The following is a 15,024-nucleotide window of genomic DNA, read 5'->3' as shown; positions in this document are numbered from 1 at the left end:
CAAAAGCGATGCACTACTCCATACGCATGAATGCCGCAGGAGTGAAAGAGTGCATTACTCAGGCTTCTTCAGAGGTATTCACATTTGGTCGGCGAATCAATTGATCGTATGGTGCGGTGTTCGCCCGCTACGACACCACGTCCTTACGGGCGAACCCCCGGAATGCCAGGGCGATGAGCACGAGTGCGTAGGTCAGGGAAATCACCGTGCCCTGGATCATTCCGGACCACTCGGGGTGCGGCTGGACGGCGTCGACCCAGGCGTACTGCCAGTGCGCGGGCAGGAAGTCGCGCCAGTGGCCGAGGGCCGTGACGGCGTCCAGGACATTGCCGACGATGGTCAGGCCGACCGCGCCGCCCACCGCCCCCAGGGGTGCGTCCGTCTTGGTCGACAGCCAGAACGCCAGCCCGGCGGTGACCAGTTGGGACACGAAGATGTACGCCACGACCGCCACGAGCCGCTGGGCCGCCGTGCCCGAGTCCAGTGCGCCGCCGGTGGGGATCTGCAGCGGGCCCGAGCCGTAGGCGGCCGTGCCGACCGCGAGGGCCACCACGGGCAGCAGCACCATCGCGGCGAGGCTGAGCCCGAGCGCCACGACGAGCTTGGACCACAGCAGGCGGGCCCGGGGCACGGGCGCCGCGAGCAGATAGCGCAGGGAGGACCAGCTCGCCTCGGAGGCGATCGTGTCCCCGCAGAACAGGGCGACCGGAATCACCAGCAGGAAGCCCGCCGAGACGAACAGGTTCAGCGCGGCGAAGTTGGCGCCGGACGCGGTGGCCGTGTCCATCAGCGTGACCTGGCCGTCGCGCCGGGCCGGGTCGCCGCCGATCGCGAAGGCGATCACCAGTACGAACGGCAGCGCGGCCAGGATCCCGCCCATGATCAGCGTGCGGCGCCGCCCCAGCTGCCGGGCCAGCTCGACGCGCAGCGGCAGGGTGCGGCCCGGGCGGTAGCCGGAGGCGGTCTCGACGGGCTCGGTGAGCGCGCTCACGCGGAACCTCCGATCAGGGTGAGGAAGGCGTCTTCCAGGCGCCGGTGGGGGCCGATCGAGGCGACGGGCACCTCCAGGCGCACCAGCTCCACGACCAGTTGCTCTGCCGTGCCGCCGGGTTCGAGACGGACCAGCAGCCCTTCCTCGGTGCGCAGGGCCGAGGCGATGCCGGGCAGCGCGGCGACCTTCTCCACGACCGCCTCCTCCACGGGCGTGCCCGTACCGACCAGCAGCGTGTCACCGGAGCCCACTATCTCCCGCACCGGACCGGCCTGCACGAGCCGGCCGCGGTCCATCACCACCAGGTGGGTGCAGGACTGCTCGACCTCGGCGAGGAGATGGCTGGAGACGATCACCGTGCGGCCGCCGGCCGCGTAGCGGATCATCACCTCGCGCATCTCCCGGATCTGCGGCGGGTCGAGGCCGTTGGTGGGCTCGTCCAGGATGAGCAGGTCGGGCAGGCCGAGCATGGCCTGGGCGATGGCGAGGCGCTGGCGCATGCCCTGCGAGTAGGTGCGCACCGCGCGGGCGAGGGCGTCGCCGAGACCGGCGATCTCCAGGGCCTCGGCCAGGTGGGCGTCCTCGGGCGGGCGGCCGGTGGCCCGCCAGTACAGCTCCAGGTTCTCCCGGCCGGACAGGTGCGGCAGGAAGCCCGCGCCCTCCACGAAGGCGCCGACCCGGGACAGCACGGGCGCACCCGGCCGGATGGCGTGGCCGAAGACGCGGATCTCGCCGTCGTCCGGCTTGATCAGGCCCATCAGCATGCGCAGGGTGGTGGTCTTGCCTGCGCCGTTGGGCCCGAGCAGGCCCAGGACCTGGCCCTTCTCCACGCGGAAGGACAGCTCGCGCACCGCGTACCGGTCGGCGGACCCGGCGTACCGCTTGCTCAGGTCCGTTATCTGCAGCGGGACGTCGGCGAGTTCCGGGGCGGGTGCGGGGGCGGTCGTACGGCGGCGGCCGGCCAGCAGCAGGGCGAGCGCGCCCGCGGCGCCGGCCAGGGGCAGCCACCACACCCATGCGGGCAGGGGGGCCGCCGCGGTGGTGACGGCGGGCGCCGTCGGCACGCTCAGGGCTCCCTTGAGGGAGACGGTGTAGGTCGCCGGGGCGGCCGGTGAGGCGTAGCCGAGGTCGGTGGAGGCGAGGACCAGGCGGAGCCGGTGGCCCTTCTGCACCTGGTGGTCGATCGCCGGGAGGGTGATCGTGACGTCCCTGCCGGACTTGGCGCCGGTGACTCTGAGGGGTGCGACGAGCTGGGAGGGCAGCACCTGCTGCTTGCCGTCGGGGCCGACGTCGTAGACCTTGCCGAACAGGACGGCGTCCTCGCCGGTGGAGGTGACATGGGCGGTCACGGTCGGCGAGCCGGTGATCGTGAGGTCGGTGGCGACCGGGGCCGAGTCGAACTTGGCGTACTGGCCGGGGAAGTCGAGCGAGATGCCGACGCCGAGCGCGGACAGCTGGGCGAGGCCGCCGGAGCCGCCGAGGCCGGGCAGGGCGGAGACGCCGGGCGGGCTGGCGCCCGCGGGGTTCACGAAGTGCTGCTCACCGCCGGTCAGGGGGATGGTGCGCCGGTGGTCGTGCAGGCCGGGGTAGGTGCCGGCGCTCGCGCCGCGCAACTGGGCGGCACCATCGGTGGAATTGACGCCTCCGGTGCGGGTGATCCGGAAGGCCGGGCCGGTGGCGGCGGACTTGTCGCCCTTGAGGTAGCGGTCGAACCAGCTCCGCACCCGCCCTTGCACCCGGCTGTTCTCCAGGTCGCCGCCGTCATGCCCGCCCGCGATCCAGTCGACGTCGACCGGGGCGCCGTTGGCCCGGATTGCCTTCTCGGCGGCGTCGGACTGGGCGAGGGTGAACAGGGAGTCGGTCTGGCCCTGCACCAGCAGGGTGGGCACCTTGATGCGACCTGCGACCGCGGACGGCGAGCGCTCCTCCAGCAGCTTGCGGGCGGCCGCGTCCGGGGTGCCGGACTCGGCGACCCGGTCGTACATCCGGCACAGCTCCGGCTCGAACCTGGCGCAACCGCCCCCCGTGTTGAAGAAGATGCCGGCCCAGAGCTTCTTGAACACGCCGTCCGGGAACAGGGCGTCGGCGAGGTTCCAGTAGGTGATGGCCGGGGCGATGGCGTCGACCCGGTGGTCGTATCCGGCGGCGAGCAGGGAGATCGCGCCGCCGTAGGAGCCGCCGGCCACGCCCACGCGCGGGTCGCCCGCCTTGTCGAGGCGGACCTGGGGCTGCCCGGCCAGCCAGTCGATGAGCCGGGAGACGTCCGCGACCTCGTGCTGCGGGTCGTTCAGCCCGATCTTCCCGGTGGAGTGGCCGAAGCCGCGGGCCGACCAGGTCAGCACCGCGTACCCGTCGCGGGCGAGGTCCTCGGCCTCCTGGCGTACGTCGTCCTTGTTGCCGCCGAAGCCGTGCCCCAGCAGGACGGCGGGGCGGCGGCCGGCCGGGGCGGCGGTGAAGTAGGAGGTGTCGATGCGCGTCCCGTCGGCCATGGTCATGACCCGGTCGCTGTGGTGCACCGGCGGCGCGTCGTCGGAGGCGACGGCCGTCCAGGTGCCGGCGCCGGCGAGCGCCACGACGGCGGCCGCGGCGGCCATCAGCCGCCGCGGCCCCTTCAGCAGCCCTCGCAACGCGGGCACTCGAAGATCCATGCCTCAACGGTACGGGCCACCACCGACATCCGACGCGGCCGCGGGACTGAACCCCGGCCCCTCCTTGGGGAGTACGGGCCTGCCCCGGCGTACTTCGGACGCGGTACGGCCTCGCCGCCCGGCGGGTGCGGGCGGCGAGGCCGTGGGGACGTGCGCGGTGCTGCCGAGCAGGCTCTTTGTCAGGCCTGCGCGTCCTCCGGGATCGTCACCAGCCAGCGGGTCTCCCGGCGCGGGCGGAGGTAGAAGGCCCAGTAGAGGGTGGCCACGGCGGTGATGCCGCCGGTCCACAACAGGTACGACGGGTCCTGCTCCACAAGGATGTATGCGAGGACGGCGATGAGCAGGACCGGCATCGCGGGCCACAGCGGCATCCGCCATGCCTTCCTGGCACCGTGCGACCCGCGCCGGGCGAGCAGCGCGGCGATCGCGACCAGCAGGTACAGGCCGGTGACGGCGACGCCCGTGACGCCGTACAGCGTGTCCAGGTTCACGAAGCAGAGGAACGCACCGGGGACGCCGACGACGAGGGTGGCCACCCAGGGGGAGCCGAACCGGCCGAGCTTCGCCAGGGCGTTGTTGACCGGGGAGGGCCAGGCCTTGTCGCGGGCGGAGGCGAACAGGACCCGGGAGTTCTGGATGACCATGACGATGCCCGCGTTGATGATCGCGAGGGCGACGCACAGGCTGACGAAGGTGCCGACGGCCGAGTTGCTCCAGGCGATGACCATGCTGCTGATGTCGCCGCCGGTCAGGGTCTTCAGGTCACCGGCGCCCATGGTGATGGCCGCGACCGGCACCAGGATGACCACGCTGGAGATGGCCAGTGTCGCGAGGACGGTGCGGGCGACGTTGCGGCGCGGGTTCTCCAGTTCCTCGGAGAGGTAGACGGCGGTGGAGAAGCCCTGGGTGACGAAGAGCGCGATGGCGAGTCCGGAGACGACCATCATGGCCGTGACGGCGTCGACGTGCGGGTGGGCGCCGGCCACCTGCAGGGAGCCGAGGCTGCCCGCGCCCCGGTGGGTGTGCGTGAAGCCGAGGAGGGCGACGACGCCGGCCGCGACGACCTCCAGGACCAGGAAGATGCCGGTGATCCAGGCGTTGGCGCGCAGGTCCAGCAGGCCGGCGAGGGTGGCCGCGATCATCACGCCGGCGCCGGTCCAGGACGGGTCGAGGTGGACGACCGGGGCGAGGTAGTCGGCGGTGCCCATCGCGATGACCGGTGGGACGATCATCACGACCAGGAGGGACATCACGAAGGCCAGCCAGCCGGCGAGCCGCCCGGCCAGGGTGGAGACGATGGCGTACTCGCCGCCCGCGCTGGGGATGAGGGTTCCCAGTTCCGAGTAACAAAAGGCCACGGGGATGCACAGCAGCGCGCCGATGGCGATGCAGAGAGCCGTCGCGGTGCCCAGGCTGGAGAACAGGTCGGGCACGATCACGAAGAGCGTGGAGGCGGGCGTGACGCAGGAGAGCGTCAGCAGGGTGCCGCCGACGACGCCGATGGAACGCTTGAGCTTCTGAGGACTCGCGGAGTCCTCTGTGACGGCTGTCTCGACAGGGCGGAGCGTGTCGGTCATGCGGCGGATTCCGATCGACTCGTGCGACTGAGGTGGGGTCGGGAGCGCTATCGCCTCCGGCGGCTCGTCGTACTTCGTCTCGTCCGCTCCCGGCGCTGCATAGAGAACCCCGACGAAAACCGCTGCGTCAATGGCCGTTTACCTTCGAAATCCGTATCTCCGGCAAGACTTACGCGGCATCACTTTCACAGGCCGTGACGCCCTATAGGTGCATCCATCAAGCCTCAGCAGAATGTGACCTTGCTTTCAAAGGTCATCTGCCCGTAACCCCTTCGCCATCCGTTTCATCCCACCAGAACGGGAATCGCAGCCCAGGCGTCAAAAAAATGTCAGGCCGTCCGGTATCCGGACGGCCTGACGGGGACCGGAGGTGACCTCCGGGTGAGGCTCAGTGGTTGCGCGGGAAGCCCAGGTCCACGCCCGCCGGGGCGTCGGCCGGGTCGGGCCAGCGCGTGGTGACGACCTTGCCGCGGGTGTAGAAGTGCGTGCCGTCGTTGCCGTAGATGTGGTGGTCGCCGAAGAGCGAGTCCTTCCAGCCGCCGAAGGAGTGGTAGCCGACGGGGACCGGGATCGGGACGTTCACGCCGACCATGCCGGCCTCGACCTCCAGCTGGAAGCGGCGGGCCGCGCCGCCGTCCCGGGTGAAGATCGCGGTGCCGTTGCCGAACGGCGAGGCGTTGATGAGGGCCACGCCCTCCTCGTAGGTGTCGACGCGCAGCACGCTCAGCACCGGGCCGAAGATCTCGTCCTGGTAGGCCTTCGCGGTGGTCGGCACCTTGTCGAGCAGCGAGATGCCGATCCAGTGGCCGTCCTCGAAGCCCTCGACCGTGTAGCCGGTGCCGTCCAGCACGACTTCGGCGCCCTCGGCGGCCGCGCCCGTCACATACGAGGCCACCTTGTCGCGGTGCACCTTGGTGATCAGCGGGCCCATCTCGGACGTCGGGTCGTTGCCCGGGCCGATCTTGATCTTCTCGGCGCGCTCGCGGATCTTCTCCACCAGCGTGTCACCGATCGCGCCGACGGCGACGACGGCCGAGATGGCCATGCAGCGCTCGCCCGCGGAGCCGTACGCCGCCGAGACCGCCGCGTCCGCCGCCGCGTCCAGGTCGGCGTCCGGCAGGACCAGCATGTGGTTCTTGGCGCCGCCCAGCGCCTGCACGCGCTTGCCGTTCGCGGAGGCGGTGGTGTGGATGTAGCGGGCGATCGGGGTCGAGCCGACGAAGGAGACGGCCTTCACGTCCGGGTGCTCCAGGAGGCGGTCGACGGCCACCTTGTCGCCGTGGACGACGTTGAAGACGCCGTCCGGAAGCCCCGCCTCCGACAGCAGCTCGGCGATCTTGATGGACGCCGACGGGTCCTTCTCGCTCGGCTTGAGCACGAAGGTGTTGCCGGTCGCGATGGCGATCGGGAACATCCACATCGGGACCATGGCCGGGAAGTTGAACGGCGTGATGCCCGCGACGACACCGAGCGGCTGGCGGATCGACGAGACGTCCACCCGGCTCGCGACCTGCATGGACAGCTCGCCCTTCAGCTGCACGTTGATCCCGCAGGCCAGGTCGACGATCTCCAGGCCGCGCGCGACCTCGCCGAGCGCGTCGGAGTGCACCTTGCCGTGCTCGGCGGTGATCAGCTCCGCGATGGCGTCCCGGTTGGCGTCCAGCAGCGCCCGGAACGTGAAGAGGATCGAGGTGCGCTGGGCCAGCGAGGACTGGCCCCAGGTCGCGAAGGCGTCCTTGGCCGTCGCGACGGCCGCGTCCACCTCCTCGACCGACGCGAACGCGACCTTGGTGGTGACCGCGCCGGTCGCCGGGTCCGTGACCGGCCCGTACGTGCCCGACGCACCTTCGACGGTCTTGCCGCCGATCCAGTGGTTGACGATCTTCGTCATGCCCAGAAACTCCTTTTACAGATGGCGGCGTCGGGTCGAGACGTGCCGTTCGTACAGCTCACGTGCCTTGACCGCGGACGATCGGGTCGCGGTCTCGGCCACAGGAACATCCCACCAGGCCTGCGCCGGAGGCGCGCCCGACACAGTGTCGGACGTTTCGGTCTCCACGTAGACACATGTGGCAGTGTCGGCGGCCCGCGCCTCGGCGAGCGCCGCGCGCAGGTCCCGTACGGTCTTCGCGCGCAGCACGCGCATGCCGAGGCTGGCCGCGTTGGCGGCGAGGTCGACGGGCAGCGGGGCACCGGTGAAGGTGCCGTCGTCCGAGGTGAAGCGGTAGGCGGTGCCGAACCGCTCGCCACCCACCGACTCCGACAGACCGCCGATCGAGGCGTACCCGTGGTTCTGCACGAGCAGCATCTTGATCGCGATGCCCTCCTGGACGGCGGTCACGATCTCCGTCGGCATCATCAGGTACGTGCCGTCGCCGACCAGCGCCCACACGTTCCGCTCGGGTGCGGCAAGCTTCACGCCGATCGCGGCCGGGATCTCGTAGCCCATGCAGGAGTAGCCGTACTCCAGGTGGTACTGGTCCCGGGACCGGGTGCGCCAGAGCTTGTGCAGGTCACCGGGGAGCGAGCCGGCCGCGTTGATGATGATGTCGGACTCGTCCACCAGGGCGTCGAGGGCCCCGATGACCTGCGGCTGGGTCGGCCGTACGTCCGGCTCGTCGGCCTCGAAGCAGGCGTCGACGCGCTGCTCCCAGCGCTCCTTGTCCTCGGTGTACTCGGTGACATAGGAGTCGGCGGCCCGGTGCCCGTGCATCACCAGCGCCTCGGTCAGCTCGCCCAGGCCGCTGCGGGCGTCCGCGATCAGCGGCAGCCCGGCCAGCTTGTGGCCGTCGAAGGGGGCGATGTTGAGGTTCAGGAACCGGACGTCCGGGTTCTCGAAGAGGGTGCCGGAGGCGGTGGTGAAGTCGGTGTAGCGGGTGCCCACGCCGATCACGAGGTCGGCGGTGCGGGCCAGTTCGTCGGCGGTGGCGGTGCCGGTGTGGCCGACGCCGCCGACGTCCTGCGGGTGGTCGTGGCGCAGGGAGCCCTTGCCGGCCTGGGTGGAGGCGACCGGTATGCGGGTGGCCTCCGCGAACTCGGCGAGCACCTCCTCGGCGCGGCTGTGGTGGACTCCGCCGCCCGCGAGGACGAGGGGCCTCTTCGCGGCCCGGACCGCCCCGACGGCCTCGGCCAGCTCGGTGGGGTCCGCGCCCGGCCGTCGTACGGTCCACACGCGCTCGGCGAAGAACTCCTCGGGCCAGTCGTACGCCTCGGCCTGCACGTCCTGCGGCAGGGCGAGGGTGACCGCGCCCGTCTCCACGGGGTCGGTGAGCACCCGCATGGCCTGCAACGCGCTGGGGATCAGGGCCTCCGGCCGGGTGATCCGGTCGAAGTACCGCGACACCGGGCGCAAGGTGTCGTTGACCGAGACATCGCCCGCGTACGGCACCTCCAGCTGCTGGAGGACCGGGTCGGCGGGGCGGGTGGCGAAGACGTCGCCGGGCAGCAGCAGGACCGGCAGGTGGTTGACGGTGGCCAGCGCGGCGCCGGTGACCAGGTTGGTCGCGCCCGGGCCGATGGAAGTGGTCACCGCGTGCGTGGACAGGCGGTTGGACTGGCGGGCGTAGCCGACCGCCGCGTGCACCATGGACTGCTCGTTGCGGCCCTGGTGGTACGGCATGGCGTCGGCGTACTCGATCAGCGCCTGGCCGAGCCCGGCCACGTTGCCGTGCCCGAAGATGCCCCAGGTGGCGCCGATCAGCCGCTGCCGCTCGCCGTCGCGCTCCGTGTACTGGGCGGCGAGGAAGCGGACGAGTGCCTGCGCGACCGTGAGCCTCGTCGTCGAGGACTGCGTCATCGGTACCCCCCAGTGCTTTCTACGTGGTCCGGGTGGAAACAGATCCGCCACTCCCGCGTCTGGCCGGGCCCGGCCATGACGTTCAGGTAGTACATGGCGTGCCCGGGCTGGGCGATCGACGGCCCGTGCCAGCCGTCGGGGACGAGGACGGCGTCACCGGAGCGGACCTCGGCGAGGACGTCGGTTCCGCCCTCGCGCGAGGGGAACACGCGCTGATAGCCGAAACCGTTCGGGCCGTCGATCTCGAAGTAGTAGATCTCCTCCAGCTCGGACTCCTCGCCCGGCCGGTGCTCGTCGTGCTTGTGCGGCGGGTACGAGGACCAGTTGCCGCCGGGGGTGATCACCTCCACGGCGATCAGCTTGTCGCAGTCGAACGAGTCGGCGGAGGCGAAGTTGCGCACCTGGCGGGCGCAGGTGCCGCTGCCGCGCTGTTCGACGGGGACCTCCGGCGCGGGGCCGTAGCGGGCGGGGAGTTGTCGCTCGCACTTCGCTCCTGCCAGGGCGAAGCGGCCTCCCGCGCCGGAGGCGATCAGGACCTGGGCGTCCCGGGGCACGTACGCGAAGTCGGAGACACCCGCGAACACGCTTTCCCGGCCCAGGAGTTGGAACTCGTCCTTCTCGGTTGATGCAGCCTCAATTTGTACGGTACATCCGCCTTCCAGCGGAAGCACGATCCACTCGCTGTCCCCGGCGGTGAACATATGCGTACCGCCCGGCACCAACTCCACGATGCGCAGGCTGCTGTGGGCCCAGCCGGCCCGCTTCGGGTCGATGTCGACGGCGTACTGGGCGTTCGCGGTGGCACCCCGGGGCAGGTGCAGGTCGGTGCTGGTCATGCGGCCCTCACAGCAGTCCTACGGCGGTGTCCACGGCGGCGGCCACATCGCCGTCCGCCGGGTACAGCAGCGAGCGGCCGACCACCAGGCCGCGCACGGTGGGCAGTTGCAGCGCGCCGCGCCACTTCTCGTACGCGGCGACCTGCTCCTCGGGGGAGTCGCCGATGTCGCCGCCGAGCAGCACGGCCGGCAGGGTCGAGGTCTCCATGACCTGGGCCATGTCGTCGGGGTTGTCGGTGACCGGCACCTTCAGCCAGGTGTAGGCCGAGGAGCCGCCGAGGCCCGAGGCGATGGCGATGGACTTGGTGACCGCCTCGGCGCTCAGGTCGTTGCGCACCCGTCCGTCGGGGCCGCGCCGGCTGATGAACGGCTCCACGAAGACCGGGAGCCGGTGCGCGGCCATCGCGTCGATGGCGCGGGCGGTGGACTCCAGGGTGGTCAGGGAGCCGGGGTCGTCGTAGTCGATGCGCAGCAGCAGCTTGCCTGCGTCGAAGCCGAGCCGCTGGATGTCCTCGGGGCGGTGGCCGGTGAACCGGTCGTCCAGCTCGAAGCTGGCGCCCTGCAGGCCGCCGCGGTTCATCGAACCCATGACCACCTTGTGGTCGAGGGCGCCGAGCAGAAGCAGGTCGTCCAGTATGTCGGCGGTGGCGAGGACGCCGTCGACGCCGGGCCGGGACAGCGCGAGGCACAGCCGTTCCAGCAGGTCGGCTCGGTTGGCCATGGCGAGCTTGCGGTCGCCGACGCCGAGCGCGCCGCGGGCCGGGTGGTCGGCGGCGACGATCATCAGCCGGCCGTTCTCGTTCAGCAGCGGGCGCCGGGCCCGGCGGAGTGCCGCCTCGGCGATCGCCTCGGGGTGGTGGGTGCGGGTGTGGACCAGCTCGGCGACGTCCACGCGGGGCTGCCGGGCGCCGTCGCCGCCCTCGTGGTGGGTGCCTGCCACCCTGCCCGCCCTCACAGCACCGCTCCGGCCTCGAGCGCGACGGCCACCTCGTCCGGGGTGGGCATCGCGGAGGAGCACTCCAGGCGGGAGGCGACGATGGCGCCGGCCGCGTTGGCGTGCCGCATGATCGTCTCCAGGTCCCAGCCCTCCAGCAGGCCGTGGCAGAGGGAGCCGCCGAAGGCGTCACCGGCGCCGAGTCCGTTGAGGACGGTGACCGGGAGCGGCGGGACCTCGGCCGACTCGCCCTTGCTGTTCACGGCGAGGACGCCCTTGGGCCCCTGCTTCACCACGGCGATCTCGACCCCGGCGTCCAGCAGCGCGCGGGCCGCCGCATGGGGTTCGCGCACTCCGGTGGCGACCTCCACCTCGTCCAGGTTGCCGACGGCCACCGTGGTGTGGCGCAGGGCCTCGGCGTAGAAGGGGCGGGCCTCGCCGGGGTCCTTCCAGAACATCGGGCGCCAGTCGAGGTCGAAGACCGTCGTACCCGACTTCGCCCGGTGGGCGAGGGCCGCGAGGGTCGCCGTACGGCTGGGCTCCTCGCTCAGGCCGGTGCCGGTGACCCAGAAGATGCGGGTGTCGCGGATGGCGTCCAGGTCCAGGTCGTGGGCGTCGATCTCCAGGTCCGGCGCCTTGGGCTGCCGGTAGAAGTACAGCGGGAAGTCGTCCGGCGGGAAGACCTCGCAGAAGGTGACCGGCGTGGGCAGTCCGGCCACCGGGGTGACCCAGCGGTCGTCGACGCCGAAGCCGCGCAGAGCCTCGTGCAGATAGGCGCCGAACGGGTCGTCGCCCGTGCGGGTGATCACGGCGGTCCGCCGGCCCAGCCGGGCCGCGGCCACCGCCACGTTGGTCGCCGACCCGCCGAGGAACTTGCCGAAGGATGACACCTGGGCGAGCGGGACACCGGTTTGCAACGGATAGAGGTCCACTCCGATCCGCCCCATGGTGATCAGGTCGTACGCCATCGGCTTCCCTTCGTCACGGCTCTCCCCGGATTTCTAGTCCTGTCCGCCGAACCCTGTCAATAGTTTGTCCAGACATTCGGACGAGACCTTGACACCGCTTTCCATGGCCCGCACGCTGACGCCCATGACGTCCTTGTCACCCTCCTCACTCTCCCGTATCCGGATCGGATCGGCGCCCGACTCCTGGGGCGTGTGGTTCCCGGACGACCCGCAGCAGGTCCCCTGGCAGCGCTTCCTCGACGAGGTCGCCGACTCGGGCTACGAGTGGATCGAACTGGGCCCCTACGGCTATCTGCCGACCGACCCGGCGGTGCTCGCCGAGGAGACCGCCCGGCGCGGCCTGAAGGTGTCGGCCGGCACGGTCTTCACCGGCCTGCACCACGGCGCGGCCGTGTGGGACAAGACCTGGGCCCACGTCTCCGACATCGCCGCCCTCACCCAGGCGATGGGCGCCCGCCACCTCGTCGTCATCCCGTCCTTCTGGCGGGACGACAAGACGGGTGAGGTGCTGGAGCCCGACACATTGACCCCCGAGCAGTGGCGGAACCTCACCTCGCTGACCGAGCGGCTCGGGCACGAGGTGCGGGAGCGCTACGGCCTGTCGATCGTCGTCCACCCGCACGCCGACACCCACATCGACAGCGAGGAGAACGTCACCCGCTTCCTCGACGGCACCGACTCCGGCCTGGTGTCGCTGTGCCTGGACACCGGGCACTACGCCTACTGCGGCGGGGACAGCGTCAAGCTGATCGAGACCTACGGCGAGCGGATCGGGTATCTGCACCTGAAGCAGGTGGACCCGGAGATCCTGGCCGACGTGCACGCGAAGGGCACGCCGTTCGGGCCGGCGGTGGCCCAGGGCGTGATGTGCGAACCTCCCTCCGGGACGCCGGAGTTGGGGCCGGTGCTGGAGGCGGCGCAGAAGCTGGACGTGGACCTGTTCGCGATCGTCGAGCAGGACATGTACCCCTGCGACCCGGACAGGCCGCTGCCGATCGCTCGGCGGACGCGGGCGTTTCTTCGGTCGTGCGGGGCATAAGAGCGGCTTCTCGCCCGCCGGGTTCTCGTGGTGATGCGCGTGCGGGTCGCGTGTGGCTGGTCGCGCAGTTCCCCGCGTCCCTGGGGGTGTTGCTGTCACCGCTCGCAGCATGAGCGCCCTCGGCTCAGCGCGGGAGGGCGGGCAGTGGGACACGTCGACGCGTGCCTCTTTGCTGCGGCCGTGTCACAAACATCGTCTTCCCGTCACACATGTCACAGCTCCACGAGTTCTCCATCACACTCGGTCAACAGCCGCTTTCCCGCAGTCACTGCGTGTCGTTCACCGGGCACAGGCTTGGTGATCGCCAGCGCAGCGCCCGGCTCCCCCGACGGCCGCCCACGGCCGCCGCCGCGGCGCGCGCAGGGAGGTGCAACTCATGACCGACCGAAGGCTCTGGTCCTACAAGGAGATCGCGGCGCACATCCGGGTGCAGCCCGACACCGTACGGTCCTATCGCAAGCACGGCCTGCTGCCGCCGCCCGATCACGTGGAGGGCGGCAAGCCCTACTGGTACGCGGACACCGTCCGCGCCTGGGTCGCCGCCCGCCCCGGCAACCGCGGCCGCAGAGAGGACTGACCCGCACCGGCTGCCCGGAAAAACAGCTGTGCCCCGCCTGCCACGTGGGGCACAGTCACCCCATGAGCTTCTCCGTCAAACCCACCCTGACCGGCCAGAAGACGGTCCTGCGGCCCTTCACCGAGTCCGATGCCGACACCATGTGGGAGATCATCGAAGACCCCGAGGTCCTCCACTTCACCTACGACCCGTCCAACGACCTCACCCTGGAGCGGGTGCGGTCCTGGTACGGCTCCCGAGCCTCGGCACCCGACCGGCTCGACCTGGCCGTCACCGACCTCGCGACCGGCGAACTCGTCGGTGAAGTCGTCCTGCACGAGTGGGATCCCGCCATGCGCAGCTGCATGTTCCGCACGCTCATCGGGCCTCGCGGGCGCGGCCGGGGGCTCGGCACCGAGGCGATGCGGCTGATCGTCGGGTACGGCTTCGAGCAACTAGGTCTGCACCGCGTCCAGCTGGAGGTGTACGGCGACAACAACCGGGCCCGGCACGTGTACGAGAAGGTCGGCTTCGCGGTGGAAGGAGTGCGGAGGGAGGCACTGCCCAGGGACGGCGGCTGGGTGGACGAGGTCCTGATGGCCGTCCTCGACCACGAGTGGGCCGCCCTCAGCTCCAGGGCTCGATGACCGTCACTCCCCCGCCGGGTGCCGTGCCCATCGCGGCCAGCGCGGACGGGGTTTCGTCCAGGGTGATCGTCGACGTCACCAGGAGATCGGGACGCAGGACACCCGCGCGGACCAGTTCCAGCATCGCCGGGTAGGTGTGCGCGGCCATCCCGTGGCTGCCGAGGAGTTCCAGCTCCAGGGCGATCGCCCGGGCCATGGGGACGGGGGTCGTCCCGTCGGGCGAGGGCAGCAGGCCCACCTGGACGTGCCGGCCTCGGCGGCGCAGGCCGTTCACCGAGGCCGCGCAGGTGACGGGCGAGCCGAGCGCGTCGAGGGAGAGGTGGGCGCCACCGCCGGTCACCTCGCGGACCGCCTGCGCCGTCTGCGGCGTGCGCGCCGCGTCCACGCACTCCGCGGCCCCGAACTTCCTTGCCAGATCCAGGGCCTGGGGCGAGACGTCGACGGCGACCACCCGCGCTCCCGAGGCCGCCGCGATCATCACTGCCGACAGCCCGACCCCGCCGCAGCCGTGCACCGCGACCCACTCCCCCGCCGCCACCCGGCCCTGCTGCACCACCGCACGGAAGGCGGTGGCGAAGCGGCAGCCGAGCCCGGCGGCCGTGGCGTACGTCATCCCGTCCGGGACCGCGACCAGGTTCACGTCGGCGTGGTCGAGGGCCACGTACTGGGCGAAGGATCCCCAGTGGTGGAAGCCGGGCTGGGTCTGGTGCTCGCACACCTGCTGGTCGCCGGCCGCACAGGACGGACAGCTGCCGCAGGCGCAGACGAACGGCACGGTGACCCGGTCGCCGGGCCGCCATCCGGTCACCCGGGCGCCCACCGCCTCGACAACACCGGCGAGTTCGTGCCCCGGCACGTGCGGCAGCGTGATGTCCGAGTCGTGGCCCATCCAGCCGTGCCAGTCGCTGCGGCACAGCCCGGTCGCCTCGACCCGCACCACCACCCCGTGCTCGGCGGGCTCCGGATCCGGCACCTCCCGCACCCCGGCCGGCTCCCCGAACTGCTCGAACACCACGGCTCTCATGGGCCCCA

The 15,024-nt window shown here is 71.3% G+C and carries 12 protein-coding genes; 3 read left to right on the top strand and 9 right to left on the bottom strand.

The annotated features are described in order from the left end of the window. Nucleotides 1-127: 127 nt before the first annotated feature. The 8 genes from AQI88_RS25085 to iolC all read right to left on the bottom strand — a co-directional run bounded on the left by AQI88_RS25085 (nt 128) and on the right by iolC (nt 11,750). Nucleotides 128-991, bottom strand: coding sequence for an ABC transporter permease (locus AQI88_RS25085; protein ID WP_067003323.1), 864 nt, complete (start codon nt 989-991; stop codon nt 128-130). Then, entirely contained in the window at nt 988-3,639 is a 2,652-nt protein-coding gene (locus tag AQI88_RS25080; RefSeq protein WP_067003321.1) for an alpha/beta fold hydrolase, read from the bottom strand. The genes AQI88_RS25085 and AQI88_RS25080 overlap by 4 nt, the downstream gene beginning before the upstream one ends. 179 nt (nt 3,640-3,818) lie before the next feature. After that, a complete protein-coding gene (locus AQI88_RS25075) occupies nt 3,819-5,216 on the bottom strand; it encodes an APC family permease (RefSeq protein WP_067003319.1) in 1,398 nt (465 codons plus the stop codon). A gap of 388 nt (nt 5,217-5,604) precedes the next feature. Further along, nucleotides 5,605-7,107, bottom strand: a complete 1,503-nt coding sequence (gene mmsA, locus AQI88_RS25070) for a CoA-acylating methylmalonate-semialdehyde dehydrogenase (RefSeq protein ID WP_067003317.1) — start codon at nt 7,105-7,107, stop codon at nt 5,605-5,607. 15 nt (nt 7,108-7,122) lie between these two features. Next, nucleotides 7,123-9,012 (bottom strand): 3D-(3,5/4)-trihydroxycyclohexane-1,2-dione acylhydrolase (decyclizing), encoded by a 1,890-nt coding sequence (gene iolD / locus AQI88_RS25065; RefSeq protein WP_067003315.1) that lies wholly within the window; start codon nt 9,010-9,012, stop codon nt 7,123-7,125. Next, nucleotides 9,009-9,848, bottom strand: a complete 840-nt coding sequence (gene iolB, locus AQI88_RS25060) for a 5-deoxy-glucuronate isomerase (RefSeq protein ID WP_067003313.1) — start codon at nt 9,846-9,848, stop codon at nt 9,009-9,011. The genes iolD and iolB overlap by 4 nt, the downstream gene beginning before the upstream one ends. Nucleotides 9,849-9,855: 7 nt before the next feature. Then, nucleotides 9,856-10,740, bottom strand: coding sequence for a Cgl0159 family (beta/alpha)8-fold protein (locus tag AQI88_RS25055; protein WP_067003596.1), 885 nt, complete (start codon nt 10,738-10,740; stop codon nt 9,856-9,858). Between the two features lie 59 nt (nt 10,741-10,799). Further along, nucleotides 10,800-11,750 (bottom strand): 5-dehydro-2-deoxygluconokinase, encoded by a 951-nt coding sequence (gene iolC, locus AQI88_RS25050; protein ID WP_067003311.1) that lies wholly within the window; start codon nt 11,748-11,750, stop codon nt 10,800-10,802. Nucleotides 11,751-11,874: 124 nt separating this feature from the next. Here iolC and AQI88_RS25045 point away from each other — a divergent pair, with 124 nt between their 5' ends. From AQI88_RS25045 to AQI88_RS25035, 3 genes are all read left to right on the top strand, one after another. Next, nucleotides 11,875-12,789, top strand: a complete 915-nt coding sequence (locus tag AQI88_RS25045) for a sugar phosphate isomerase/epimerase family protein (RefSeq protein ID WP_067003594.1) — start codon at nt 11,875-11,877, stop codon at nt 12,787-12,789. Between the two features lie 376 nt (nt 12,790-13,165). Next, entirely contained in the window at nt 13,166-13,366 is a 201-nt protein-coding gene (locus AQI88_RS25040; protein WP_067003309.1) for a helix-turn-helix transcriptional regulator, read from the top strand. A gap of 62 nt (nt 13,367-13,428) precedes the next feature. Next, nucleotides 13,429-13,992: a GNAT family N-acetyltransferase gene (locus tag AQI88_RS25035; RefSeq protein ID WP_067003306.1), complete on the top strand. Its 564-nt coding sequence runs from the start codon at nt 13,429-13,431 to the stop codon at nt 13,990-13,992. On the opposite strand, the gene AQI88_RS25030 is transcribed toward AQI88_RS25035, so the two are convergent. Next, nucleotides 13,973-15,016, bottom strand: a complete 1,044-nt coding sequence (locus AQI88_RS25030) for a zinc-dependent alcohol dehydrogenase family protein (RefSeq protein ID WP_067003304.1) — start codon at nt 15,014-15,016, stop codon at nt 13,973-13,975. The two genes, AQI88_RS25035 and AQI88_RS25030, sit on opposite strands and share 20 nt — an antisense overlap. Between the last annotated feature and the right edge of the window lie 8 nt (nt 15,017-15,024).

It is taken from the genome of Streptomyces cellostaticus, from assembly GCF_001513965.1.
GTDB lineage: Bacteria > Actinomycetota > Actinomycetes > Streptomycetales > Streptomycetaceae > Streptomyces > Streptomyces cellostaticus.
The sequence above is the reverse complement of the archived record's forward strand: the minus strand, read 5'-3'. Positions and strand labels throughout refer to the sequence as shown.